Consider the following 25,571-nt stretch of genomic DNA (forward strand, 5'->3'; position numbering starts at 1 on the left):
CATCCCCGCGCACGTCAGCCGGGCGGCGTCCGTTCGTCCCATACGTCATCCGTCCCGTACGTCATCCGGAGCCACGGGCAGCGGCTCCCCCACCAGCGGCTCACTCCCCCGGCAGCGCGATCCGGGTCAGCAGCGCGATCAGCTGCTCGCGCTCGGCGGGGGTGAGCGCCGCGGTCAGCTCCGCGTTGGCCTCGTCGCCGAGCCGCTGGGTGCGGCGCAGGCGCCGCCTGCCGTCGGCGGAGATCTCGACGGCGTTCTTGCGCCGGTCCTTGGGGTCGGGAGTGCGGGTGACCAAGGCGTCCTTCTGCAGGTCGTTGACGATCGCGACCATGTCCTTGGGGTCGATGCCCAGGGTCCGGCCGAGCTCCGCCTGGGAGACCGGGCCGAGCTCGTCGACCGCCGACAGGACGGCGTGATGCATCATCCGCATGCCCTCGGCGGCGAGGGCCTCGGCGACCAGACGGTGGCCGCGGGCGGCGGCGCGGCCCAGGAGCCAGCTGGGGAGCGCGCGGATGCGGCTGGGGGCGTAAGAGGTGTCGGCCATGGGTCCACCGTATCGAGAATCCATTGGGCCTCCCCATGAAAAGTCACGGAAATCCATTGGCTTCCCCAACGACTTCGGCTTATCGTTGGGGAACCCAATGAAACGGCCGGTGTCCGCCGGCCCGAACCTCACGGAGGTGGCGGCCCATGCGCCGAGTCCGATTCCACGCCTACGGCGGTCCGGAAGTCCTGCGCGTCGAGGAGGCCGAGGCGCCGGTGCCGGGCCCCGGGGAACTCCTGGTGCGCACCGAGGCGATCGGTGTGACGCTGCCGTGCGTACGGCGGCTGCGCGGCGACGGCAAGGGCGGCGGCGATCCGCTCCCCGCTACGCCCGGCGGGGAGATCGCCGGCGAGGTCGTCGCGCTCGGCCCGGACGTCACCGGCTTCGCCGTGGGCGACCGCGTCACCTCGCTCACCCTCACCGGCTCGTACACCGAACTCGCCCTCGCGCCCGTCTTCCTGGCGAGCCGGATACCCCAGGGGGCCAGCGCCGTGGAGGCGGTGGCGCTGGTGCGCAGCGGGCATGTCGCGCTCGCCGCGCTCAGCACCGCAGCGCCGCGGGGCGCCGAATCCGTGCTGATCACCGGCGCGGCCAGCGGCACCGGGCACCTCGCCGTCCAACTGGCCAAGCTCCAAGGGGTGCCGCGGGTGGTCGCCGCGGTCGGTTCGGCCGCCAAGGCGGAGTTCCTCCGCGGGCTCGGGGCCGATGAGGTGGTGACCTACGACCAGGAGTCCTGGGGCGAGCCGGTCGACATCGTCCTGGACGGCGTCGGCGGGGAGCTGCTGCCGCGGGCGCTGGCCGCCCTGGCGGAGGGCGGTCGGCTGGTCTTCTTCAACTCCGGTGGCGGCACGGTCCCGGCGCATGCGCTGCTGGCCGGCTCCAAGACGGTCACCGGGCTGACGATGCGCCGGTTCGCCACCGTCCACCGGGAGCTGTACGAGCAGCACCGCGCGCAGCTGTGGGAACTGGCGCGGTCCGGCCGGCTGCGGGCCGCCGTCCACGCCGAACTGCCGCTGGACGAGGCCGCCAAGGCGCACGAGATCATCGAGGCCAGGGCCAATCTCGGCAAGGTGGTGCTGCGGCCGTGACGCACCGTGGGCACGGACCGGGCGTGCCGTACCCCGCGGTCCTGCGGCACACCCGGCGCACCCGGCTCGCGCAGCGCACCCGGCGCACCCGGCGCAGTGCCTGCGGGCCGGGTGAGTGAATTCCGGCTGTGGCGCCGAGAACCGATGCAGGCTCCTTGTCGCGGTCCGCACGCGGCAGTAGCTTCCGTCAGGGATGCACATAGGACGTGGGATGTCCTGATGACCCGACCGCCGATCCCTCGAAGGGCAGGCCGGACCATGACGTCAGTTCTCCGCGCACACCCCAGCCCCCGCCGCAGACCCCGGCACCGCCGCGCCACCGCCACGCTCGCGGTGCTGACCGCCTCAGTCCTCGCGCTGCTGCCGACCGCCCCGGCACAGGCCGCGCCTGACGAGGCGTCGGGCGGTGGTCCCGCCGCGACGGCGCCGCCGCCCGCGGGCGGTTTCGAGCAGCAGATCCTCTTCAAGGCCTCCCAGGAACGGGGCTACTTCTGCTTCCGGATACCAGCCGTCGTGCAGTCCGCGCGCGGCACCCTGCTCGCGTTCGCCGAGGGCCGCCGGCACGACTGCGGCGACTCCGGCGACATCGACCTGGTCCTCAAGCGCTCCACCGACGGCGGCCGCACCTGGGGCCCGCTCCAGGTCGTCAACCAGGGCGGCGGAGACACCCACGGCAACCCGGCCCCGATCGTCGACCGCCGCACCGGCCGGATCGTCCTCGCCGAGACCTACAACAAGGGCCGCGACGACGGCCTCAGCTGCGATGTCCCCTGCGACCGCACCCCGCACCTCCAGTACAGCGACGACGACGGCACGACCTGGTCCGCGCCCCGCGACCTGACCCCCGGCATCCGTCCCCCGCAGTGGAACTCCTGGTACGCCACCGGGCCCGTGCACGGCATCCAGCTCGCCCACGGGCGGCACGCCGGCCGGCTGGTCTTCGGCGTCAACGCCGAGAGCTACGCGGACAACCGGGTCACCGCCAACCACGCCGCACTGATCCACAGCGACGACGGCGGCGCCACCTGGAAGGTCGGCGCACTGGACAGCTGGCCCATCGCGGCGAACGGAACGTTTCGTCAGAAGCCCTCGGAGATGACCCTCCTGGAGCGCTCCGACGGCTCGATCTACGTCAACGGCCGCGAACAGGACGGCAGCGACCTGGGTCACCGCGACGCCGCGGTCAGCCGTGACGGCGGCGATTCCTTCACCGCACCGTTCCGCGCCCTGCCCGACCTCTACTCCCCCATGGTGCAGGGCTCGGCGCTGCGGCTGCCGCATCCGTACGGCGGCCGCAGCCGCACCCTGTTCGCGGCCCCCGCCGATCCCGACCGGCGCCGGACCATGACCCTCCGCTCGTCCTGGGACGAGGGCCGTACCTGGGAGGGCGTAGACCGGGGCGCCCGGGTCACCACCGACTGGTCCGGCTACTCGGACCTGGTCGCCATCTCACCCGACGTCACCGGCCTGATGTACGAGGGCGGCGCGGTCGACGCCCGGGACGAGATCCGCTTCGTCCGCTTCACCCAGGACTGGCTCGGCCCGCGCCGCGCCCCGGACCCCACCACCCGCGACGCCGCCCTGGGCGCCCGGCCGGCCCTCGTCCTCGGCGGCGCGAGCACCACGGGCGGCCGGTTCGGCCAGGCCCTCTCCTTCGACGGCAAGGACGACGCCGTACGCCTGCCGTTCCGCGGCTCGCTCCCCCTGGGCGCCCACGACTTCACCTGCAGCCTGTGGTTCCGCTACGACGCCCGGACCGGCGAGCAGCCGCTGCTGTGGATGGGCGGTGTGGGCACCAGGAGCCCGCAGGTCGCGCTGACCGGCGACCCCCGCAACGGCCGGCTGCTGGCCCGCGTCACCGCCGTCGACGGCGCCTCTGCGCCCGCCACCGCCCAGGCCGCGACCGCGGCGGCCTACAACGACGGCGACTGGCACCATCTGGCGCTGCGTCGCACCGGCGGCCGGCTGCTGCTCACCGTGGACGGCACCGAGACCACCGTCGTGGCCGACGTCCCGGGCTCGGTCAGCCGCGGGTCGGTCTTCGGCGTCCACCTCGGTCAGAAGCCGGACGCCCGCGCCCAGTTCACCGGTGCGCTGGACGCGGTACGGGTCTACCGGCGGGCACTGACCGACGCCGAGCTGTCCGCCGTACGCACGGACGACGCCTCGGTGCCCGCGCCGTTGGTGCTGGGGCTGTCGCTGGACCGGGTACGCGGACCGGGCCGGTAGCCCCCCTCGCCGACCGCCGCCGCGGCGGGAGTGGTCTCCCGCCGCGGTTCCGGCTCCGCACCGGCCGCGTACCGCCTCGCCAGCACCGCGCACACCATCAGCTGCATCTGGTGGAACAACATCAGCGGCAGGACCATCAGGCCCGCCTGGGCGCCGAAGAGGACGCTGGCCATGGGGAGGCCGGCGGCCAGGCTCTTCTTGGAACCGGCGAAGGTGATGGCGATGCGGTCCGCACGGGGGAAGCCGAGCCGCTTCGCGCCGTACGAGGTGAGGGTCAGCATCAGCGCGAGCAGTACGGCCTCCACGCCCAGCAGGCACAGCAGCCGCAGCCAGGAGACCTGGTGCCAGATGCCCTGGACCACGCCGGCGCTGAACGCGGCGTAGACCACCAGGAGTATCGAACCGCGGTCCACATAGCCGAGGGCCTTCTTGTGGCGGGCGAGGAAACCGCCCTCCCGACGCCCGCCGGCACCCCGCGCCCGACCCCTCCGGTTCCACCAGCGGCGCAGCACCTGCCCGGCGGCGAACGGGAGCAGCAGCTGGCCGACGATCGAGAGCAGCGAGTCGGCGGAGAAGCCGCCGCCGTTCCCGTGCAGCACGAGCCCCGCCAGCAGCGGTGTGACGACGATGCCGGCGAGGCTGGAGAACGAGCCGGCGCAGATCGCCGCCGCGACATTGCCGCGGGCGAGGGAGGTGAAGGCGATCGAGGACTGGACCGTGGAGGGCACCAGGCACAAGAACAGCAGCCCGGTGTAGAGGGTCGGCGGCAGGACGTACGGGACCAGGCCGCGGGCGGCCAGGCCGAGCACCGGGAAGATCAGGAAGGTGGCGGCCAGGACGGTGAGGTGGAGCCGCCAGTGACGCAGTCCGTCCATCGCCTCGCGGGTGGAGAGCCGGGCGCCGTAGAGGAAGAAGAGCAGTGCGACGGCTCCGGTGGAGGCGCCGTCGGCGACGGTGGCGGCCGCTCCGCGGGCGGGCAGCAGCGCGGCCAGCGCGACGGTGCCCACCAGGGCCAGGATGTATCCGTCCACGGGCAGCCAGGAAGGCGGCTTGAGGGAAGGGCGGCGCATGGTCTCTCTTCGGTCGTCAGGCGGCTCTCGGGCGGCGGCGTGGACGGCGCCCTCTTCAGCGTGCCGGTCCGTGCGGCGATCGGGAACCCCTCTTACCGTGGTGACTGTCATCGCACATCATGATGAGCACCGGAGGGGCCCGTGTTCGAGCCCGCGCAGTTGCGCACCTTTCTGGCCGTGGCGCAGACGCTGAGCTTCACGCAGGCCGCGCACCGGCTCGGGCTGCGGCAGTCGACCGTGAGCCAGCACGTACGGAAGCTGGAGGAGGCCGCCGGCCGTCGGCTGTTCGCACGCGACACCCACGGTGTGGAGCTGACCGAGGACGGCGAGGCCATGCTCGGATTCGCCCGCACGATCCTGGAGGCGAACGAGCGGGCCGCCGGCTTCTTCGCGGGTACCAGGCTGCGCGGCCGGCTCCGCTTCGGCGCCTCCGAGGACTTCGTGCTGACCCGGATGCCGGAGGTGCTGGAAGGGTTCCGCAGGGAGCACCCCGAGGTCGATCTGGAGCTGACCGTCGAGCTGTCGGGGACCCTGCACGAGCTGCTGGCGGCCGGGCGGCTCGATCTCGTCCTCGCCAAACGGCGCCCGGAGGACTCGCGTGGGCGCCTGGTGTGGCGCGACCGGCTGGTGTGGGTGGGCGCCGAGCGGCTGCGGCTGGACCCGGAGCGGCCGGTGCCGCTGGTGGTCTATCCGCCGCCGGCGGTGACCCGGGCCCGTGCGCTGGAGGCGCTGGAGCGCCAGGGCCGGCAGTGGCGGATCGCCTGCACCAGCGGCAGCCTCAACGGACTGATCGCCGCAACCCGGGCAGGTCTGGGCGTCATGGCACATACCAGGGGCATGATCCCGCCTGGTCTGGTCCAGATCCCGCCACGTGCCGGGCTGCCGGAACTGGGCGGGGTCGACTTCGTCCTGTTGCACGGGGAGCGCGACCGCGCGGCGCGGGGCCCGGCGGAGGCGCTGGCGGACGCGATCCTCGCGGGTGGCGACCGACTGCAGCTCCCGTAGCCGCGGGCCCGTTCCGGGCAGTTCGGACGACCGGGATTCCGACCAGGTGTCAGGTGCAGAGATTTGGTGCAGATATGGTCCCGGCGTCGTGATCGTACGGCGTCGAAGTACCCGGATCATGTCCGCTCTTCTCCGGAGTAGCCCGATTTCTTCGCTTGGCCAGTTCCGGCGGGGGCGCGTTCACGCCGTGGTACTGCCCTGCCGGATGCCGTCCCCGTGGGGTACGGTCGCGGCCTTGTGAGCAACACCACGAGGAGCTGGGTCATTGCGCGAGTTCACCGTCCCGCCTTTGGCGACCGCGCCCCGGGTCGGCGGGCTGGCGGACGCCGTCTACGACCACGCCGAGGCCGACCCCGGACACATCGCCCTCGGGCGTAAGGACGACGCGGGGAACTGGCAGGACGTCACCTCCGGACAGTTCCGGGACGAGGTCATCGCGCTGGCCAAGGGCCTGCTCGCACAGGGCGTCCGGTTCGGCGACCGCGTCGGGATCATGTCCCGTACGCGCTATGAGTGGACCCTGTTCGACTTCGCGCTGTGGTCGATCGGCGCGCAGTCCGTACCGCTGTATCCGACGTCCTCGGCCGAGCAGGTCTTCTGGATGCTGCACAACGCGGGCGTCTCGGCGTGCCTGGTCGAGCACGAGGACCACGCGATGACCGTCGGTTCGGTCATCGACCGGCTCCCGCAGCTGCGCAAGCTGTGGCAGCTGGACGCCGACCCGGTGGCCGAGCTGACCGCGGCCGGTGCGCACATCGAGGACGACGTGGTGCACCGGCACCGGATGGCCGTCACCCCGGACGCCATCGCGACGATCATCTACACCTCGGGCACGACCGGCCGCCCCAAGGGCTGTGTCATCACCCACGCCAACTTCATGGCCGAGGCCGACAACATCGTCATGCGCTACGAGACGGTCTTCACCTCGAAGGGGGGCGACGAGGCCGCGACCCTGCTGTTCCTGCCGCTGGCGCACGTCTTCGGGCGGATGGTGCAGGTCGCCGCGGTCCGCGGCCGGGTCAAGCTGGGCCACCAGCCCGAGCTGGCGGCCCGGGCACTCCTGCCCGACCTGCAGGCCTTCCGGCCCACCTTCATCCTCGCGGTGCCGTACATCTTCGAGAAGGTCTTCGCCGCGGCCCGGCGGCAGGCGGAGACGGACGGCAAGGAAGGGCCCTTCGACAAGGCCGTCGACATCGCGGTGCGCTACGCCGAGGCACAGGAGAACAAGGCGTTCGGCACCGGGTCCGGCCCCAGCGCCGCGCTGCGGATGCAGCATCAGCTCTTCGACAAGCTCGTCTACAGCAAGGTCCGTACGGCGATGGGCGGCCGGATGCGGTACGCCATGTCCGGCGGCTCCGCGATGGAGCGCCGGCTGGGGTTGTTCTTCGCCGGCGCCGGAGTGCGGATCTTCGAGGGCTACGGTCTGACGGAGAGCACCGCGGCGGCCACCGCCAACCCTCCCGAGCGGACCCGCTTCGGCTCCGTCGGCACCCCCATCCCCGGCACCACCGTGCACATCGCGGAGGACGGCGAGATCTGGCTGTACGGCGGCCAGGTCTTCCAGGGCTACCACAACGACACCAAGGCGACCGACGCGGTGCTGCACGACGGCTGGTTCGCCACCGGTGACCTGGGCGCCCTCGACGAGGACGGCTATCTGACCATCACCGGGCGGAAGAAGGAGGTCCTGGTCACCTCCGGCGGCAAGACGGTCTCGCCGGTGGGCCTGGAGGAGCGGGTGCGGGCGCATCCGCTGGTCGCCCAGTGCATCGTCGTCGGCAACGACCGGCCGTTCATCGCCGCGCTGGTGACGCTGGACCCGGAGGCGGTCGCGCACTGGCTGGCCATGCGCGGCAAGCCGGAGATGCCGCCGACGGACCTGGTGCGCGACCCGGACCTGGAGACCGAGATCCGGCGCGCCGTCGTCGCCGCCAACACCCTGGTCTCCCAGGCCGAGTCGATCCGTACGTTCCGGATACTGGCCAACCAGTTCAGCGAGGAGCAGGGGCTGCTGACGCCGTCGCTGAAGCTCAAGCGCAAGGCGATCGAGGCGGCGTACTCGGTGGAAGTGGACGCGCTGTACGGGTCGTGAGGGGCGGCGGGCCACCACCGTCCGCGGGCCCGCCACCGCCCGTCCGTGCCGCGGGCCGCGCCTCCGCCGCACGGCGGAGCCGGATCGTCCGCGGGCCCGACGCCGACCGCACCGGCGCTCGGCAGACTCCGGTGCATGCCCTCTCGCCGTCTCACGCTCCTGGGCCGGACAGCCGTCCTGGCCTGCGCCCCGTACCTGACCCTCAAGCTGCTGTGGGTGCTGGGCTTCGACATCGGCGTCGTCGATCCGGATCGCTTCGGCCGCGCCGTCTGGATCGCGGCCAACGCCTTCACCTTCCTCCTCGACGCGATCGCGGCGGCGGTGGCCCACACCCTCACCCGCCCGAATGGCCGGCGCGCCCCGGCGTGGCTGCTGCTCCTGCCGCTGTGGACGGCCTCCGGACTGCTGGTCCCGCTGATCACCGGCGTCGTGGGCGGCAGCCTCGCCGGCCTGGTCACCGGCGCCCGCAACCCGATGGGCTCCGACGACCTCATCGCCCCCTGGGTCTTCGGCGTGGTCTACGGCGGCTTCCTGGTCGAGGGCGTCACCCTGCTCGGCGCCTTCGCGGTGTACGCGCATCAGCGCTGGGGCGGTCTGCTGCGCGCCCCGTTGGGCGGACTCGCCGACACCGGTACCCGGACCGCGCAACGGATCTTCCTCGCGCCGGCCGCGGTGCTGCTGGCGGCGCTGGGCTCGGTCCACGTCCTGTGGGGCGCGGGCTCGGCGCTGGGCGTGGACGCCGCCGAGGCAACCGCCGGGACCGTGATCAGCTCGGCTTCGGACTGGTCGCAGGGCCTGCTCCTGCTCCTCGCCGCCGCCGGACTGCTGCTGCTCCTGCTCCCCCGCCTGACGCCCGGACTGCGGGTGCGCTGGCCGCTCGCGGCGGTCTGGACGGGCGGCGGCACGGCGTTCGCCTGCGGGGGCTGTATGTGGCTGGTGCGGGCGGTGACCGACGGCTTCTCCCCCGGTGCGCCCGCCGTCTCCGGCGGGCTTCCCGGCCTGGTCGGCGCCCTGGAACTCTGCGTCGGACTGACGGTGCTCTGCGCCGGTGCCTTCACGCTCGGCGAACTCACCGCCGACGTGCGCGGGAATGCACGGCGGCGGATGATCGTTGAACGACCTGGAACACGAACGTATACCTAAGGATCGATCCCCCCGTGAGCAAGGTTCCGTCCATCACGCTCAACAACGGCATCGCGATGCCCCAGCTCGGCTACGGTGTCTGGCAGGTCCCCGACGACGAGGCGGCCACCGCGGTCGGCCACGCCCTGGCCGCCGGATACCGCAGCATCGACACCGCCGCGATCTACGGCAACGAGGAGGGCACCGGCAAGGCGCTCGCCGCCTCCGGCCTCCCCCGTGACGAACTGTTCGTCACGACCAAGCTGTGGAACTCCGAGCAGGGCTACGACGCAACGCTCCGCGCCTTCGACTCCTCCCTGGCCAAGCTCGGCCTGGAGTACGTGGACCTCTATCTGATCCACTGGCCGGTGCCGGCCAAGGACGCGTACGTCGACACCTACAAGGCCCTCGAGAAGATCTACGCGGACGGCCGCGCCAAGGCCATCGGTGTCTCCAACTTCCAGCCCGCCCATCTGGAGCGGCTGCTGGGCGAGACCTCCGTCGTCCCCGCCGTCAACCAGATCGAGCTGCACCCGCAGTTCCAGCAGGCCGAGTCCCGCGCTGTCCACGCCCGGCACGGCATCGCGACCGAGGCCTGGTCGCCGCTGGGCCAGGGCAGGGGCCTCCTTGAGGATCCGACGATCGCACAGCTCGCCGCGAAGCACGGCAAGACCCCCGCCCAGGTGGTGCTGCGCTGGCACCTCCAGATCGGCAACGTCGTGATCCCGAAGTCCGTCACCCCCTCGCGCATCGCCGAGAACATCGACGTCTTCGACTTCACGCTGGACGACGCGGATCTGACCACCCTCGCCGGTCTGGACGCCGGCAACCGCCTCGGCCCGGACCCGGCCACGTTCGACATGGCCTGACGGCCTCGACACGGGCCCTGCCCGCCACGCGCCACGGCGCCGTCCGCTCTTACGGACGGCGCCGTCGCGTACCCGAGTGGCGGGCTCGGCGGACGACGGGAAGTGTGGAGGGTGAGCGCCACGCGTCCCCGCGGCGCGCCGGCGGGGCCGACGACCGTGGCGCCCTGCCCTGCTTCTCTCCCCGCCGCACGGACGCGGCAGGCGCCCCCATCGAGGAGGCCACGATGCCCGAAGTCACCTCCGCCTATCAGCCCGGGACCCCCTGCTGGGTCGATCTCGCGGCCCCCGACCAGCAAGCCGCCATCGACTTCTACTCCAGCGTCTTCGGGTGGACCGGGGAGATCGGGCCGCCCGAGACCGGCGGGTATGCGGTGTGCGAGCTGAACGGCAAGCCGGTGGCCGGCATCATGGCCGCGATGGCCATGGGCGGCCAGCCCCCGCCGCCCACCGTGTGGACCACGTATCTGGCGGCGACGGACGCGGACGCCACCTCCCAGGCCGTGAGCGACTCCGGCGGCACGATCCTGATGCCGGTGATGGACGTGATGACGCTCGGCCGGATGTGTATCGCCGCCGACCCCACCGGCGCGGTGTTCGGCGTCTGGCAGGCGGTGGACTTCCCCGGCGCCGGCATCGTCAACGAGCACGGCGCGCTGATCTGGAACGAGCTCAACACCACCGACCGCTCCGCCGCCGCTGCCTTCTACCAGGCCTCCTTCGGCATCGAGAGCGCCGCCATGGAGGGCGCCGAGAACTACTACGCGCTCAAGGTGGGCGACCGCCCGGTGGGCGGTATGCAGCCGATGTCCGAGCAGATGCCGCCCGACACGCCCTCGCACTGGCTGGCGTACTTCTCGGTGGCGGACACCGACGAGACCGTCGGCAAGGTGACCGCGGCCGGCGGGGCGGCACTTCAGGAGCCCTTCGACATGATGGCCGGCAGGATGGCCGTGGTGACCGATCCGCAGGGCGCCACCTTCGCCGTGATCACCCCGAAGCCGATGGGCCAGGGGTGACACCGCCGCGCCCCTGATCCCCCTGTCCGCCCCTGCGCCCGGCCGGCGTACCGCCCGGCCGGGCGCAGGGGCGGTCGGGATCGAGCCGGCCTACCGGGCGCAGGCCGTGTGCACGGTCTGCGCGGACAGCAGGAAGACGTCGGGGCGGCGGGTGACGCCGGCCGCGTCGTCGGGGTCGGTGAGCCGGGCGAGGGTGGTGCGGTCGTCCGCGTCGAGGCGGTCGCCGTAGAGGTCGACGGAGCGGGTGAGACGGCTCTGGACGTATCCGCGGGCCTCGGCGGAGAGCGGGGCCGGGAGGTCCAGCAGGAAGCTGCGGGTGCGCGGGGTGCGCAGGCCCGCGTCGGCGAGGAAGGCGGGCCAGTCCTCGATGTCGTCGGCGGCGTCGGGCAGCGCCGTCCGCATCGCGGTGAACCACTCCTCGCCGGCCGCGTCGAGCCGGGACTGCAGCCCCGGGCGGCCGATGCCGATGTCGCGCGGCAGGTAGCGCGGGGCGAGGCCGCCCTCGCAGACGGCGAGCAGTCCGCCGGGCCGCAGATGGCCCGCGAGGGCGGCGACCGCGGCGCGCTGGTCGCCGACGTGGTGCAGGGCCCTGCTCGACCAGATGAGGTCGGCGCCGCCGAGGGCGTCGAGCCCGCCGGGGACCTGTGCGGGATGGGTGTGGACCCGGTCGCCGAGCCCGAGGCGGTCGGCCCGCGCGCGGGCCCGCTCCAGCAGCGCCCCGCCCGCGTCCACCGCGACCACCTCGGCCGCGGGGAAGACCTGCGCCAGCAGGCAGCTGACGACGCCCGGCCCGCTGCCGACGTCGAGCACCCGGCGCACCCCGTCGGGGCCGGCGCCGGCCACACCGGTGAGCAGTTCCCGCAGCCAGGCCGCGATCTGCTGATGGAGCGGTGTGTGCAGTTCGGCGCCCCGTTCGAGGATCGGGCCGAGCGCCTCCCAGTCGATCTGCGCGCTGTCGTGGCGGGCGTGGTGGTGCCCGGGTCCGGTGCGGTCGTGGTCGCTCATGACATCGAGCCTCCGTTACGGGTGACTTCGGTGCAATCTCCCCTGACGTACCGGCAACCCCCGGTTCCGGCGGTCCGGGAGGTGATCGTAGGGTCTTGGCCTGTGGCTACTCCGGGATGGATGCCGCCGACGGATACCGAGCGGCGGCTGTGCGAAGCGACGGCGCGTGGTGATGTGGACGGCCAGGTCGCCGCGGTCGCCGGCGAGGACCTGTATTTGGCGGCGCCGCAGCCGGGACAGGACCCGCTGCCCGTCTACGACGACCCGGTGACGGGCGGTAGGTGCATTCCCGTCCTGACCCGCGGCATGCTGCCGCCGTGGCAGCCGCAGCAGTTCTTCGACCGGGTCTCGCTGGAGGAGCTGGCGCAGGACTGGCCGAACGACAAGTGGCGGCTGGCGATCAACCCGGGGACGCCGTGCGCGGCGTATCTGGCCGCCGTCCCCCAGGCGCGCGCCGGCTGGCTGCGGCTGCGCGCCCAGGTCGGGGTGCGGCCCGGCGGTCTGCTCGTCACCCACTTCGGGGGGCCGCTGCACGGCCCCGTCGCACAGGGGCTGGCATGCGGCGCGCCGCTCGCGGTGCACCACAGCGTGCCGTGGAACGAGCTGGGTACGGCCTTCCTCGACCACGCCGCGGACGCCCGGACGCTGCACGAGCAGTGGTCGGTGACCGACCCCGCCGGCTGGCAGCAGCGTCTGGACCAGCTCCTGGCCGGGCAGTTCGTACCGGCCGACACCGAACAGGCGCTGCGCGCACGGGCGGCGGCGGACGCGGAGAAGGAGAACCAGGGCGCCGCCGACGCGCCGGAGCTCCCCGAACTCGTCGCCCGGTACGAGGAGCGGTTCCACACGGACGGGCTGCTGCCGGCCGGTGGCCGGGTGGTGTCCGTGCTCGCGCTGGACCTCGTGCACGCCGTCAACCTCGTCCGCTGGGGCCTGGGCGCCCGGCTGTGCGCGCCGCCGCAGGCCGAGCAGGCGGTGCAGCGGGTCGGGGCGCGGGCGAGGGAGGTCTACGGCTCGTGGGCCGAGTTCGCCGCGGGCTATCTGCTGGGCCGGATGCTGGCGTTCGACCACGGCTGGTTCGGCCCGCAGTACGCCGAGGCGGCGCACCTCCATCGCGTGCTGACGCAGGACCCGTCCTCGCCGTGGCAGGTGCTGCCCTTCGCGTGAGCGGGCGGGCGGGCGGGCGGGCGGGCGGGCCGTCGTCCCCTCGTCCATACGGGGGATGTGGCCGCGGAGAGCTGACGGGTGGCGGTGCGGACCGGGACCGTGAGGTGTGTCCGCCGCCGGACGCGGCGGTGCCCCGGTGGGCGGTGCCGCCCGGTCGTCTTCGGACAGTCCTGGCGCGGGGGATGATGCAGGACGTATCGACGAGAGGACGCAACGACATGGGCGACAGCGGTACGCGCCGGGGGATGAACCGGACGCTGCTGGACCGTGCGCTCGGCGCGGCCGGGCCGAAGCCGCCGCCCGCCCGGCCGACCTGGGCCCAGTGCCGTACCGCGCTGCGCCATACGCCGCTGTCCGTCTGGCACGACGATGTGACGGACTGGGCGGCGAGCCTGACGTACTACTCGGTGCTGGCGCTGCTGCCGTCGCTGATCGTCACGGTGTCTTTGATCGGGCTCGCCGACCCGGCGGCCACCGAGCAGCTCATCGACCAGATCAGCGCCATCGCCCCGGCCGAATCGGGCCCGACCGTCCGCCGGGCGCTGGTCGGCATGGCGCATCAGCGCACCGCCGCGTGGGTGGTGGTGGGCGGCGCCCTGGCCAGCGCCCTGTGGTCGTCGTGCAGCTATCTGGCCGTGTTCCGTCGGGCACTGCACGCCATGCACCGGACGAAGGACGACCGGCCGCCGTGGCGCAAGGCGCCGCGGATCCTGGTGACGGCGCTGCTGCTGATGGCGCTGCTGATCAGCAGTGCGGTGGCGCTGCTGGTGAGCGGGCCGATCGCGACCGCGCTGGGCCGGGCGCTCGGGTTCGGTGAGGCGGGCGAGGCCACCTGGAACCTGCTGAAGTGGCCGCTGCTGCTGCTGTTGGCCACGGTGCTGGCGATGGTGCTGTTCCGCTCCGGGCCGCCCAGCTCGCGCGGGGTGCGGCGGGCCGCGCCCGGTGGTGTGGTCGCGGTGCTGCTGTGGCTGGTGTCGTCCGCGGGCTTCGCGCTCTACGCCTCGTACGTCGGCACCTTCAACCGGCTCTACGGGTCGCTGGCCGGACCGGTGGTGTTCCTGATCTGGCTGTGGTTCTCCCATCTGTCGCTGCTGTGCGGCGCCCAGTTCAACGTGGAGCTGGCGCGCGCGGGCCGGGTGGTCAGACCGCGCTCGGGCGACTGACCCGCCGGCCGCCGGTCAGCGGGCGCCGTGGGCCGCGGCGATCTCCTCGATCCTCCGGGCGAGGCCGAAGTCGAGGTGGGTGATCCGGCCGCCGGCGCTGTGGGTGTTCACCGCGACGGCGAGCCGGTCGTAGCCCAGGGTCAGCTCGGCGTGGTGGTCCAACTCCTGCTGGATCCGCGCGACATGGACGACCATCACGGCGGCCGGCAGGTGCCCCTGGAAGGAATAGGTCCGGCGCAGCAGGTCGTCCTCGGCGGACCAGCCGGGCAGCTCCGCGAGGCGGTCCTCGATCTCCTGGGCGCTGAGCGGTGCGGGCCGAGCGTTCACGGTGTTCTCCTCGCGCGGTATGTCGACTGCCTCACGGCTCCAGCCTGTCACGACGCGGACGCTTCCGCCGGGTGCCGGGGGTTCCCCGTCCGGCCGTTCGGGGTGAGCCGCGAACCATATAATCGGCGCTGACGGCCGATCAGTTTCGCTCCATCCGGCACCTCGGAGATCAGCTTGGCAGCTTCCAGCCTTCCGGAACCTGATCAGGAATGCTTCTTCATCGCCCCCATCGGAGACGAGGGTTCGGACATCCGCAACCGCTCCGACGGCATTCTTGAATTCATCGTGCAGCGTGCCGCACAGGAGATAGGTCTCACGGCGGTCAGAGGAGATCAGATCGCCGAGCCGGGGCAGATCAATCTGCAGGTCCTGGACCACATCCTGCGGGCGAAGGTGGCGGTGGCGGACCTCACCGGGCTCAACCCCAACGTCTTCTACGAGCTGGCGGTGCGGCACACCGCCAAGCTGCCGGTGGCGCTGATCGCGGACAAGTCCTGCGACCTGCCGTTCGACATCGCCCAGATGCGTGTCATCCTCTTCGACCACACCGACCTGCGCAGCGCGGACAACTGCCGGCAGCAGATCGTCACCCATCTGAACCAGGCATTGACCAGCGGCAATTCGGAGAGCCCGATCTCCACCGCCCTCGACGTGCAGTCCATGCAGAGGGGCAGTCCCGTGGAGCGGAGCGTGGCCGAGATGGTCACCAGCGTCGAAGAGATCGCGCGGGCCCAACGCCATATCGCGGTGGACCTGAACCGTATCGCGCAGGGGCGGAAGGAAACCGAGCGCGAGGACTTCGCGCTGCGCTACGCCCTCAAGAAGCTGAAGACGCTCCGCGAGAACGTCGCCGACATGAGTCCGGGCGAGATCGAATACGTCCTGGGTCAGACGGCCGAGGCGATCTGGTACGCGACGTCCCCACGTATGCAGTTGAACCCGCTCCACGAGCGGACCACCGGGCGCGTGTCCGAGGAGCGGACGGCCCCACCGGACAACCTCAACTCACTCGTTCTGTCGGAACTTCAGCAGGTGGCCTCGGCACTGGGCATCAGGGGTACGGCGCGCATGCGGAAGTCCCAGCTGATCGCGTTGATCAGGGATGCGCAGAGCGGCAAGAACTGAACGGGCGGGCGGGCGGCGTGGAACGGCCGCCGCACCCGGAACGACGACGGCAAGGTGGAGCCAGCCCCACCCCTTGGTGGCGGTAACCCCCCGGCCGGTCCGGGGGGTGCACCGGCTGTCGGGCCGCGGGCCGGGGCGGAAGACTCGCCGGTATGACGACGGGGCTTGGGCGGCGGTCACTGGCGGGTGCGGTGCTCGCCGGGGGCTGGGCGGTGTTCTTCACACTGGGCGACAGCTGGTGGCAGCCGGCGGTGGCCGGGCTTGTGGCACTGGTGTCCGGGCAGGTCGCGCGGGTCACCCGTGAGACGGCGGGTCGGCGGGGGCGCCGGGGCCGGCGGCCGAGCGGGATCGGCGGGCGGCTGTGGGGGAACCTCGGCGTGGGGATGTCGTACGGCTGGTGGATGAGCGAGCATCCCCGGCACCCGGCCGGGCCGCCCCGGTTCCGCGGGCGCCCTCAGGCGGGGCTGTTCCTTCCGCTGCTGGCCCTGGAGGGGGTCCGGCTGCGGGTGGCGAGCGTCCGGGCGCTCCGTTCCCCCACGATGCCGGCATGGGGGACGGAGGCGGTGCTGCTGCTGGCGCACATCACGCTCTACCTCTGCGCGCTGTTCCTGGTGCTGTCGCCCGGCAAGGCGCTGGTCTTCCTCCTCGTCCATCAAAGCGCCTTCGGCGTGTGCCTGAGCCGCCTCAGCGGCTCGGGCAGATGGACGCTCTCCTCAGGAGACCTTCTCGGGGACCGCGTCGCGCTGCGGCCGGTGGGTGGGCTCCGTCTGCGAGGCGCCCGCCTGGTCCTGGCGGCCCGCCCGGCGGGCCGCCATGAAGGCGTAGACGAGGATGCCGGCGAAGAGGAACAGCACGCCCTGGTAGATCGCGGCGTAGCCGGCCCCGGCGACGAGCCAGAAGGTGAAGCCGAACGCGACGAGGGCGAGGGTCAGGTCCCGGGCGAAGCGGGCGGGGCGGACCTTGTCGCGGCGGCCGGTGAGCAGGAAGTAGACCTGCGCGCCGGCGGCGAGGAGGTAGGGCACGGTGGCGGAGAAGGTGGTGATCAGGACGAGGATCTCGAAGACGCCGCCGCTGCCGATGAAGTAGTTGATCACCGTCAGGACGCTGGCCAGGACGGCCGCGGCCAGCACGCCGAAGGTCGGTACGCCGCGCCGCTTGGTCAGGAACGGGGCCGGGAAGAGGCCGTCCTTGGCGGCGGCGTACGGGGACTGGGCGCTCATCAGGGTCCATCCGTTGAGCGCGCCGATGATCGAGACGACGGCCGCGCCGGCGACGAGCGTGCCGCCCCAGTGGCCGCCGAACATCGCGTCGACCGCGTCCGAGAACGGCGCCTTGGAGTTCACCAGCTTGTCGTGCGCGACGGTGCCGAAGACGGCGAGGGTGCCCAGGAGGTACACCACGGCGGCGCCGATGGTGCCGAGGACGGTGGCCCGGCCGACGTTCCGCTCCGGGTCGCGGACCTCGCCGGCGCTCATCGCGGCGGACTCCACACCGACGTACGAGTAGAGGAGGATCGCGGCGGCCGCCGACATCCCGCCGACCGCGCTGCCGCCGCCGGCGTGGAACGAGCCGAGGTTGTCCGGGTCGAAGAAGAACAGTCCGACGACGGCGATGAAGAGGAGCGGGACGAACTTCAGGACGGTGGAGACCAGCTGCACGGCGCCCACGTAGCGGGTGCCGGCGAAGTTGGCGAGGGCGGGGAGCCAGAGCGCGCCCAGGGCGACCGCGAGGTCGGTGCCGGCGGAGGCGCTGCCGGGGACGAGGACGTGGACATAGCCGACGGCGGCGACCGCGAGGGCCGCGTTGCTGACCCAGGTCATGGTCCAGTACGACCAGGCCGAGAGGAAGCCGGCGAAGTCGCCGAACGCCTCGCGCGCGTAGACATACGGGCCGCCGGTGTCCGGATGGCGCTCGGCGAGCCGGCCGAAGACCAGGGCGAGCGCGACGGCGCCGATCGTCAGGACGCCGAAGGCGACCAGGCTGACGGTGCCGAACGGGGCCACCGAAGCCGGCAGCAGAAAGATGCCGCCGCCGATGATGTTGCCCATCACCAGGCAGGTGGCTGTCAGCAAGCTCATCCGAAACGGCTGCTTGGCTTGATTGTGCAGGTCAGAGCCGGTCTCGGGGTCCTGAGCGGCAGGGCTGCGGTGCATGGATCGTGCGTCTCTCGTCGTGCCGGTGCCCGAGGTCGCCGGGCCATGGCACATGGTCACTGTCTGGGGGGCATGCTTCAAATCGCCGGTAATGCTCCGGCCGCGGGCACCTCGGAGCGAAGGATCTTCGGCCCACCGGGCACCCGGCAGTAAGGCCCGGCCGGACCGCGCTCCGGGGCCGACCGGCCCCGACCACCGCTACCGGCACTACTATCGGCCTTCGTCCTACGGGCGGCCCTGGAGCGGCGCGGCCCCGAAGACGGGCTTCCAGCGCCGTCCGCCCTCCGGGAGTGCCCGTGTTTCCCCCCACCGTCATCGTCGGCCTGCACGGGACCCTCACGCGGCATCCGTGGTTCGACCGGGTCGTCGAGCAGGACGCCGAGGGCACGGTCGAGGAGGACCTGCTCGGTCGTGCCGTCGACCGGGCCGGCTCCTACGGCTGGCAGACCGTCAGCAGCGCGCTGCACGAGGACGGACGGATCACGGCCCGCCATGAGCCCACGGCGTGGGCCCATGAAGAGGTCGGCGGTGACTGGACCCAGGACGGCGCGGTCCACCGACTGGCCTGGCTGCAGGCGGGCGTGCTCACCGATCCGCCGCGCCCCGGTCTCCCCGTCCGGCCCGTCGTCCTGGTCCTGTCCGAGACGCTGGCCCGCGTGGGTGCGGTGACGTTCACCGGGCTGCACGCCTTGCTGCCGTTGCAGGCCGTCGGGCGCAACACGGCTTTCCACCAGATCGAGTTGGCGCCGTGGTTCGACCTGGCGGATCCGGACGCCCGGCACGAGGTGCTGGTCACGGTCGCGCGCCGTACCGGCGTCGCGGGCGGGATGGGCGCCGACGACGCGGTGGCCGTGTGCGAGGCGGTGCGGCACATGGCCCAGGGGGCGGTGGAGGTCTTCGTGCCCGTGACGGAGGGCGCCGCGGCGGCCGGGGACCTCGCGGGACTGGACCTCGATCTCGACGGCGCCCTGCACACCGAGGGGATGCGTGAGGTGCTGCGGCTGGGCTGCCGTACGCGGGAGTGGTCGCCGGATGTCGCGGTGTGGCTGCTGGAGATGGTGGCCGAGGGCGTGCGCGGGGTGGGGCGGCCCGCGCCGGTGGTGGTGACCGTCTCGCTGGCGTAGGGCGTGGCCGAGGGGTCAGGGCCGGCCCCGGCCACGGCCCCTCGGACACGCCCTGCCCCCTCCGGGCGGCGGGCGTGGCGCGCGTTCAGTCGTCGCCGTCGTCGCCGCACTCGTCGAGCCCCGCGGTCGCCAGCGCGCGCTCCACGGGGTAGTCGGCGGCCCCGGGCACGGCGAGCGCCGTCCGGAACTGCGCGCGTGCCTCGGCGACGCGGCCCGCCGCACCGTAGGCGCGGCCCAGCCGGGCGCGGATGTCCATCTCCAGCCGGTCGTAGTGGGGTTCGGTGAGCGGGGACAGCGTCCGGTGCCGGGAGAGGGCCTGGTGGTGGAGGGCCGTGGCGGCGCTCAGGTTCCCCTCGCCCTGCTCCGCCGTGCCCAGGCGGGTCAGGACGATCGCGTGCAGCAGGGCGTCCCCGACCCGCTGCGCCAGCTCGGCCGCGTGGCGGTACAGGGTCTTGGCCTCGCCGTAGCGGCCGAGGTCGAGGTGGACCCCGGCGGCGTTGGCCAGGGCCATCCCGATCACGCGCGGCCGGCCGTTGGTCTCGGCGTGGGCACGGGCGGCGGCGAAGCAGCCGAGCGCCTCCTCGGAGCGCTGCCGGCTGTGGTGGACGGCGCCGAGGAGGGAGAGTCCCATGGCGGCGACCCAGTCGTCGTCGAGCCGCCGGGCCAGCTCCACCGCCTCGGTCAGCGGGGGGATCGCCTCGTCGGCCCGGCCCAGGTTCAGATCGGCGGCCCCCAACCCGCCCAGGGCCACGGCCTCTTCGCGCCGGTCCGCGCGGCGGCGGCTGAGGTCCAGCGCTTCGGCGAACCAGACCCGTCCCTGGGCAATGCGCCCCTGGTAGATGTCGGCGATGCCCAGACAGTTGCGCAGTGCGGGGGCCATCCGCCGGTCGGTGGCCCGGTCCGCGTGCGCGAGCGCGCTCTCCAGGGCCGTCCGGCCCTCGTGGTAGCGGCCCCGGCGGGTGAAGTAGTCGCTCAGGGCCTCGGCGATCCAGCACGCGTAGTCGGCTTCCCCGCGCGCCGCGGCGTGCCCGACGACATCGGCGAGCTCCGCGCCTGCCGCGTCCAGCCAGCCCTCGGCCTCCTTCCAGTCCGCGAACGGCGCATCGCCGGGTCGCGGCCCGGTGGGAAAGCCCCCGGGGCCCCAGTCGCTGGTGGTCCGGGCCGCGTCCAGGTAGAGGCGGAGGGCGGCGGTGCGCGCCGCGCGGGCTTCGGCGGGTGCGGCCTCCGCGAGCCGCCGTGCGTGCACCCGGACCAGGTCGTGCAGGCGGTAGCGGCCCGGTCGGGGTTGTTGCACCAGGCTCGCGTCGACCAGGCTCTCCAGGATCCGCTCGGCCTCCCGGGGGGACCGGTCCAGCATGGCCGCCGAGGTCAGCGCGTCGAACTCGACCGTCGGCGACAGGCCGAGGGTGCGGAAGGCGAGCCGCTGCTCCGGCGTGAGCTGGTCGTACGACAGGCGGAAGGCCGCCTCCACGCTGCGGTCCCCGGCGCTGAGCTCGCCGAGACGGTGCTCGTCGCCCGCCATCCGCTCCACCAGGTACGCCAGCGTCCAGGCCGGACGGGTCTGCAGCCGCGCCCCGGCGATGCGCAGGGCCAGCGGCAACCCGTCGCACAACCGGACCAGTTCGCGGGTCGCCGCCGGCTCCCGGTCCGCGCGCTCCTCCCCCACGATGTGCCTGAGCAGGGACAGCCCCTCGCCGGTCTCCAGGGGCTCCAGGGTGACCCGTCGGTCGGCGTCCAGGCCGGCCAGCCGCCGCCGGCCGGCCACCAGCACCGTGCTGCCCGGTCCGGCGGGCAGCAGCGGCCGTATCTGCCGTGCGCCGGGCACATCGTCCAGCACGAGCAGCAGCCGCAGCGGGCTGGTCGCGGCCCGCCACGCCGCGGTGAGCTCGTCCAGGTCGTCGGGCACCTCGCTGTCGGCGGCGCCGAGCGAGCGCAGCAACCGGCGCAGCACGCGCTGCGGGGAGATCCTGTGCCGTCCGGTGCTGTGCGCCCGCAGGTCCACGAACAGGCAGCCGTCGGGGTGGTCGCCGCTCAGTACACCGGCCGCGTGGACGACGAGCGCGGTCTTGCCGACCCCGGCGGTCCCGTCCACCGCCACGACCGACACGGATGCGGGCGACGAGGGCGCGGTCAGCAGCGCCAGCTCGCGCTCCCGGCCGATGAGGCGGCCGGTGCCGCCCGGCAGTTCGTTGACCGCGCGGCGTGGCCGGCGCGGCACCTCTGCCGGCCGTGCCGCCGGGCCGAGGAGCCGCGCGTCGTCCCGGCGCAGCACCGCCTGGTGCACCCGGCTGAGTTCCTCGCCGGGATCGACCCCGAGTTCGTCGCGCAGCCGCGTGCGCATGTCCTGATAGGCGCTCAGCGCCGCGACCTGGTGTCCGCTGCCGTACAGGGCGCGCATCCGCAGCGCGGTCAGCGACTCGTCGTACGGATCGGACGCGGACAGGGCGGCGAGGTCGTCCAGGGCGTCGGCGGAGCGGCCGAGCAGGACCAGGCATTCGAGGTTCTCCCGCCGCAGCGCACGCTGCCGTTGCGCGAGCCGCCGCCGCTCGCCCTGTGCGAACGGCCCCGGCAGCCCGGCCAGCGGCTCGTCCCGGAACAGGCCGAGCGCCTGGGAGGACCGTGCCATCGCGGTGGCCGGGTCGTCGGACGCCCGCGCGCGCCGCACCTCGCCGAGGCGTTCGGTCAGTTCCGCCACGTCGAGCCGTACCCCGTCGCCGACGAAGCGGTACCCGCCCCGGCCGCTGCGGATCACCGATCCGGCCGGTCCGGCGCCCGCCGCGTCGAGCACCTTGCGCAGCGGATAGACGTAGCTGGGCAGTACCCGGCGACCGGTCTTCGGCGGCTGGGCGCCCCACACGTCGACGAGCAGCTGCTCATGGCTGACCAGCGTGCCCGGTCGCAGCGCCAGCGCGGCCAGTACCGCCTGCCGCCTGATCGGTCCCAGGTCGAGTGACGCCCCGTCACGCCAGGCCCGCAGCGGGCCGAGCACCTCGATCCGAAGCCGCTGGGGGGATCCCCCGTCCACAGCCCACCCCTCCGCCCCCGCGCCGCCGTCGGCATCACCACGATTTCATCGGCATTTCAGCGTCTCCCGCAAGGGTTGGCAAGTCACCACCGAGAACCGCGGGGAAGCAGGGGGAAGCGGCGCGGCGCGGGGCGGCACCGGGCGCGGCGCGGTGCGCCCGCGACGTGCCGGGCGTCGCGCCGTTCCCCCCGCGGAGATCGCCGCGGCGGCCGACGGCACGCCATGCGTATGTGTCACTTCCCGACCTGGAGGTCATCTTGAGCGAGCACCGCCCCACCCGCAGAAGTGTCCTGAGGGCCGTCGGCGGGGTCTCCGCGGCGATGGCTCTCGGCGGCGCGAGCGTCCTCGCGGCGGCCTCGCCGGCCGGTGCGGCCGGTGCGGCCGACGACGGGCTGCGCGTCGTGGACCGCAGGGAGGACGACCCCCGCATGTGGTACTACCGCTTCGCGACCGACGCGATCGGCTGGCAGCCCGCCGTCAACGTCCTGCTCCCCGACGACTACCACTCCAGCGGACGCACCTACCCCGTCCTCTACCTGTTCCACGGAGGCGGTACCGACCAGGACTTCATGACCTGGGACCGCGCGGGCATCCGCGACCTGACCGCCGGCAAGCCGATCATCGTCGTGATGCCCGACGGCGGTCACGCGGGCTGGTACTCCAACCCGGTCAGCTCCAACACGGGCCCCCGCAACTGGGAGACCTTCCACATCGCCCAGCTGCTGCCGTGGGTCGAGGCGAACTTCCGGACGTACGCCGAGTACGACGGCCGCGCCGTCGCCGGGTTCTCGATGGGCGGCTTCGGCGCGCTGAAGTACGCGGCCAAGTACTACGGCCACTTCGCCTCGGTGAGCGCCCACTCCGGCCCGCCCAGCCTGCGTCGCGACTTCGGTGCCGTCGCGCACTGGGCCAACGTGTCCTCCGCGGCCCTGGACCTCGCCGGCGGCACGATCTACGGCGAGCCGTGGGACGAGGCGCGGGTCAGCGCCGACAACCCGATCGAGCACATCGAGCGCTACCGCGACAAGCGGGTCTTCCTGGTCGCCGGTACCAGCCCCAACCCGGTCGACCCGTTCGACCTGCTCAACGAGACCGAGGTGCTCGCCGGCCAGCGGGAGTTCCGGGCCAAGCTCGACGAGGCCGGCATCCCGCACGAGTCGCACGAGCAGCCCGGCGGGCACTTCATCCGCCCCGACATGTTCACCCGCGACCTCGACGGCATCCTCGACCGGCTCCGCAAGGCATAGGCCACGCGCGGGCGGTCACCCCTGGTCCGGTGGTGGCACACCGTCGGGGGCGGCCGCCCCGTGCCGGGCCGCGTCCCGGCCGGGGCCGACGGGCCGTTGCGGGCCGTCGGCCTCGCGCAGCCAGCGCCGCAGCACCCGGTGCACCTCCTCTGCGCCGGTCGGCGTCCGGCCGTCCGGGGCCGGCGGGGTCAGTTCGGCGGGCCACAGGAGGAAGGGCCGGCCCTGGGCGCCGCCCAGCCCGCCGTGCGAACCGATCTGCTCCTCGAAGGCGTGGACCGCGCCGGTCGCCGGGTCGTAGGCGGAGTTGACCATGAGGTCGGCGGCGTGCGGGAAGCGGGCGGTGCGGCGTACGGCTTCGGCCGCGCCGGCGCCGAAGGGGGCCAGCGGGTCGCTGCCGGTGATGCGGCCGGTGTCGAGGTGGTGCTCGGCGCCGGCCGGGCCGAGCACCACGGGGCCGTGCGCGGCGGAGCGGACCAGCAGGAAGCCGATGCCGGGGTGGTTGGCGAGGGTGCCGAGCAGGGCGGGGTGCCGCCGGTCCAGCTCCTCGCGGGTGATCCGGCCGGGCACGTCCGGGAAGGACACCAGCCCCAGGTTTCCGGAGGCCAGGACGACGGGCTGGGTGGTGGAGCGATGGCCCTGCGCCCCCTCGGGGCGGTGGAGGGCGGCGCGGGCGGCTTCCCTGGCCTCGGCCCCGCTCGGGGTGCGTCCGGCGCGGCGCGGCACCGGCAGACCGCACCCGGCGCGTACCAGGTCGCCCAGGCTCAGCCCGTAGCGCTCCAGGAAGGTCGGGCCGTGGCTCTGTCCGTGGTCGGAGAGCAGCACGATGCGGTACGGGCGCGGGGCGTGCCGGGCGGCCTTGGCGATCAGCGCGACGGCCCGGTCGAGGCTGCGCAGCACCTGGTGGGTGTCGCGGTGCGCGGGCCCGGAGTGGTGGGCCACTTCGTCGTAGCCGACGAGGTCGGCGTAGACGGCGCTCCGGCCGGCGAGCAGGTCACCGATGACGGCGGCGACCACCACGTCGCGCTCGACGACGGTGGCGAAGGCCCGGATGACGGGGTAGAGGCCGCCGCGCTTGACCCGTGGCCGCTCGCGGCGCAGGCGGCTGCGCAGCGACTGGACGATCTCGCGGACGACCTCGGCGCCGAAGGAGACGGCGGTGCGGGTGGCGTTGGCGGGGTCGGAGAAGTAGGCGAAGTATCCGGCCCGGGAGCGGTTGTGCCGGCCGCGCCGGGCGGCCACCGACATCACCAGGGCGACCTGGCCGGCGCCCCCGCTGAAGAGGTTGCCGCGGCTGGCGCCGTCGTGGGCGAGCAGTCCGCCGTCGCCGGTGCGCTCGACGGCGCGGCGCTGCAGTTCGGCGGCGCTGCTGGGCCGGTTGCTGACGACGACGGTGCCGGTGTCCTTCTCGTACCAGCGGAAGGCGGGCAGGTCCTCGTTGCTGCCGTGCAGGATGGCGAGCTGGCTGGCGCCGGTCTGGCTGGACCAGTCGGTGTGCCAGGGGGTGAGGCGGTGGGTGTCGCCGATCCAGCGGGCGACGGTCGCCATCAGCGGCCGCTCGCCCCGGGTGGCCTCCCGCAGCAGGTCGTGGCCCAGGCCGTCGAGCTGGAGGAAGAGCGTGCCGGGGGTGTCCGGGCGGGGTGCGGCGCGACCGCGGCGGCGGCCGGCGAGCCGCACCAGCCGGCGGTGGTAGGCGTCGTCGTTGCGTACGGCGAGGAAGGCGGAGGTCGCCGAGGAGGCCGCGGACATCGCCGCCGCGACGATCACCGCGGTCTGCGGGGCGGCCTGGCCCTGCCCCTCGGGGATCAGGTCGAGCGCGAGCAGCAGCAGCGAGCCGTTGAGGACGAAGACCAGCAGACCGAGGACGAGGGCCGGCACCAGCAGCAGGGCGCGTACGAGGATCGGCCACACCAGTGCGCTGAGCAGGCCGAACGCTCCGGCCCCCAGGACGGCGGCGAGGGCGGTACGGGTGAGGCTGTCCCCGCCGGGGGACTGCAGCCGGAAGTCGGGCAGCAGCGCGGCGAGCACGAGCAGGGTGAGGCTGGAGACGGCCCAGACCGCGAGCACCCGGAACAGGGCGCCGCCGAGGGTCTTCCACCGCGGCATCCGCACGCCGTCCCTCCTCCCGCCCCGGCCCGCGCCGGCTGCACGGCCCCGCCGCCCAGCGTGTCACAAAGCGTCCGACGCACGAGTGATGCCCGAT

At 73.5% G+C, this 25,571-nt stretch carries 19 protein-coding genes and 1 pseudogene; 13 read left to right on the forward strand and 7 right to left on the reverse strand.

The annotated features are described in order from the left end of the window. Positions 1-100: 100 nt before the first annotated feature. The gene (locus tag ACFWZH_RS20490; RefSeq protein ID WP_384432789.1) at positions 101-544 is read right to left on the reverse strand and encodes a MarR family winged helix-turn-helix transcriptional regulator; all 444 of its coding nucleotides are present in this window, start codon (positions 542-544) and stop codon (positions 101-103) included. A gap of 146 nt (positions 545-690) precedes the next feature. Between ACFWZH_RS20490 and ACFWZH_RS20495 the strand changes: the two genes are divergently transcribed. From ACFWZH_RS20495 to ACFWZH_RS20505, 3 genes are all read left to right on the forward strand, one after another. Then, positions 691-1,632 carry a zinc-binding alcohol dehydrogenase family protein gene (locus tag ACFWZH_RS20495; protein ID WP_384432792.1) on the forward strand — a complete coding sequence of 314 codons (942 nt, stop codon included), beginning with the start codon at positions 691-693 and terminating at the stop codon, positions 1,630-1,632. After that, positions 1,629-1,751, forward strand: a complete 123-nt coding sequence (locus ACFWZH_RS20500; protein ID WP_384432795.1) for a hypothetical protein — start codon at positions 1,629-1,631, stop codon at positions 1,749-1,751. Before ACFWZH_RS20495 ends, ACFWZH_RS20500 begins: the two co-directional genes overlap by 4 nt. Before the next feature lie 139 nt (positions 1,752-1,890). Continuing rightward, positions 1,891-3,861, forward strand: a complete 1,971-nt coding sequence (locus tag ACFWZH_RS20505; RefSeq protein ID WP_384432798.1) for an exo-alpha-sialidase — start codon at positions 1,891-1,893, stop codon at positions 3,859-3,861. Here the strand turns inward: ACFWZH_RS20505 and ACFWZH_RS20510 are convergent. After that, positions 3,744-4,931, reverse strand: coding sequence for a bile acid:sodium symporter family protein (locus ACFWZH_RS20510; protein ID WP_384432801.1), 1,188 nt, complete (start codon positions 4,929-4,931; stop codon positions 3,744-3,746). The genes ACFWZH_RS20505 and ACFWZH_RS20510 overlap by 118 nt on opposite strands. 141 nt (positions 4,932-5,072) lie before the next feature. Between ACFWZH_RS20510 and ACFWZH_RS20515 the strand changes: the two genes are divergently transcribed. The 5 genes from ACFWZH_RS20515 to ACFWZH_RS20535 all read left to right on the forward strand — a co-directional run bounded on the left by ACFWZH_RS20515 (position 5,073) and on the right by ACFWZH_RS20535 (position 11,035). Beyond that, the gene (locus ACFWZH_RS20515) at positions 5,073-5,936 is read left to right on the forward strand and encodes a LysR family transcriptional regulator (RefSeq protein WP_384432803.1); all 864 of its coding nucleotides are present in this window, start codon (positions 5,073-5,075) and stop codon (positions 5,934-5,936) included. A 265-nt stretch (positions 5,937-6,201) separates the two neighbouring features. Next, positions 6,202-8,028, forward strand: coding sequence for an AMP-dependent synthetase/ligase (locus tag ACFWZH_RS20520; RefSeq protein ID WP_384432806.1), 1,827 nt, complete (start codon positions 6,202-6,204; stop codon positions 8,026-8,028). A 135-nt stretch (positions 8,029-8,163) separates the two neighbouring features. Beyond that, entirely contained in the window at positions 8,164-9,171 is a 1,008-nt protein-coding gene (locus tag ACFWZH_RS20525) for a hypothetical protein (RefSeq protein WP_384432809.1), read from the forward strand. Positions 9,172-9,185: 14 nt separating this feature from the next. Next, positions 9,186-10,019 carry an aldo/keto reductase gene (locus ACFWZH_RS20530; protein ID WP_384432812.1) on the forward strand — a complete coding sequence of 278 codons (834 nt, stop codon included), beginning with the start codon at positions 9,186-9,188 and terminating at the stop codon, positions 10,017-10,019. Positions 10,020-10,243: 224 nt separating this feature from the next. Then, entirely contained in the window at positions 10,244-11,035 is a 792-nt protein-coding gene (locus ACFWZH_RS20535; RefSeq protein ID WP_384432815.1) for a VOC family protein, read from the forward strand. Positions 11,036-11,125: 90 nt separating this feature from the next. Here ACFWZH_RS20535 and ACFWZH_RS20540 read toward each other — a convergent pair whose 3' ends face one another. Continuing rightward, positions 11,126-12,040 carry a class I SAM-dependent methyltransferase gene (locus ACFWZH_RS20540; protein WP_384432818.1) on the reverse strand — a complete coding sequence of 305 codons (915 nt, stop codon included), beginning with the start codon at positions 12,038-12,040 and terminating at the stop codon, positions 11,126-11,128. 120 nt (positions 12,041-12,160) lie between these two features. Between ACFWZH_RS20540 and ACFWZH_RS20545 the strand changes: the two genes are divergently transcribed. Next, positions 12,161-13,207, forward strand: coding sequence for a DUF1266 domain-containing protein (locus tag ACFWZH_RS20545; protein WP_384432821.1), 1,047 nt, complete (start codon positions 12,161-12,163; stop codon positions 13,205-13,207). Positions 13,208-13,425: 218 nt separating this feature from the next. Next, complete coding sequence (locus ACFWZH_RS20550) at positions 13,426-14,370, forward strand: YihY/virulence factor BrkB family protein (protein ID WP_384432824.1); 945 nt, start codon at positions 13,426-13,428, stop codon at positions 14,368-14,370. Between the two features lie 15 nt (positions 14,371-14,385). On the opposite strand, the gene ACFWZH_RS20555 is transcribed toward ACFWZH_RS20550, so the two are convergent. Beyond that, complete coding sequence (locus ACFWZH_RS20555; protein WP_384432827.1) at positions 14,386-14,697, reverse strand: 4a-hydroxytetrahydrobiopterin dehydratase; 312 nt, start codon at positions 14,695-14,697, stop codon at positions 14,386-14,388. Positions 14,698-15,702: 1,005 nt separating this feature from the next. On the opposite strand from ACFWZH_RS20555, the pseudogene ACFWZH_RS20560 reads away from it, so the two are divergent. Beyond that, a pseudogene (locus ACFWZH_RS20560) lies at positions 15,703-15,813 on the forward strand (Rho termination factor N-terminal domain-containing protein); the annotation flags it as partial. Between the two features lie 722 nt (positions 15,814-16,535). Here ACFWZH_RS20560 and ACFWZH_RS20565 read toward each other — a convergent pair. Further along, positions 16,536-17,900, reverse strand: a complete 1,365-nt coding sequence (locus ACFWZH_RS20565; RefSeq protein ID WP_384432829.1) for an amino acid permease — start codon at positions 17,898-17,900, stop codon at positions 16,536-16,538. A gap of 371 nt (positions 17,901-18,271) precedes the next feature. Between ACFWZH_RS20565 and ACFWZH_RS20570 the strand changes: the two genes are divergently transcribed. Next, a complete protein-coding gene (locus ACFWZH_RS20570) occupies positions 18,272-19,099 on the forward strand; it encodes a hypothetical protein (protein WP_384432832.1) in 828 nt (275 codons plus the stop codon). 85 nt (positions 19,100-19,184) lie between these two features. Here ACFWZH_RS20570 and ACFWZH_RS20575 read toward each other — a convergent pair whose 3' ends face one another. Further along, the gene (locus tag ACFWZH_RS20575) at positions 19,185-22,124 is read right to left on the reverse strand and encodes a BTAD domain-containing putative transcriptional regulator (protein ID WP_384432835.1); all 2,940 of its coding nucleotides are present in this window, start codon (positions 22,122-22,124) and stop codon (positions 19,185-19,187) included. 257 nt (positions 22,125-22,381) lie between these two features. Here ACFWZH_RS20575 and ACFWZH_RS20580 point away from each other — a divergent pair, with 257 nt between their 5' ends. After that, a complete protein-coding gene (locus tag ACFWZH_RS20580; protein WP_384432838.1) occupies positions 22,382-23,371 on the forward strand; it encodes an alpha/beta hydrolase in 990 nt (329 codons plus the stop codon). Between the two features lie 15 nt (positions 23,372-23,386). Here ACFWZH_RS20580 and ACFWZH_RS20585 read toward each other — a convergent pair whose 3' ends face one another. Continuing rightward, entirely contained in the window at positions 23,387-25,474 is a 2,088-nt protein-coding gene (locus tag ACFWZH_RS20585; RefSeq protein ID WP_384432991.1) for a phage holin family protein, read from the reverse strand. Between the last annotated feature and the right edge of the window lie 97 nt (positions 25,475-25,571).

The organism is Streptomyces sp. NPDC059008, from assembly GCF_042749045.1.
Lineage (GTDB): Bacteria > Actinomycetota > Actinomycetes > Streptomycetales > Streptomycetaceae > Streptomyces.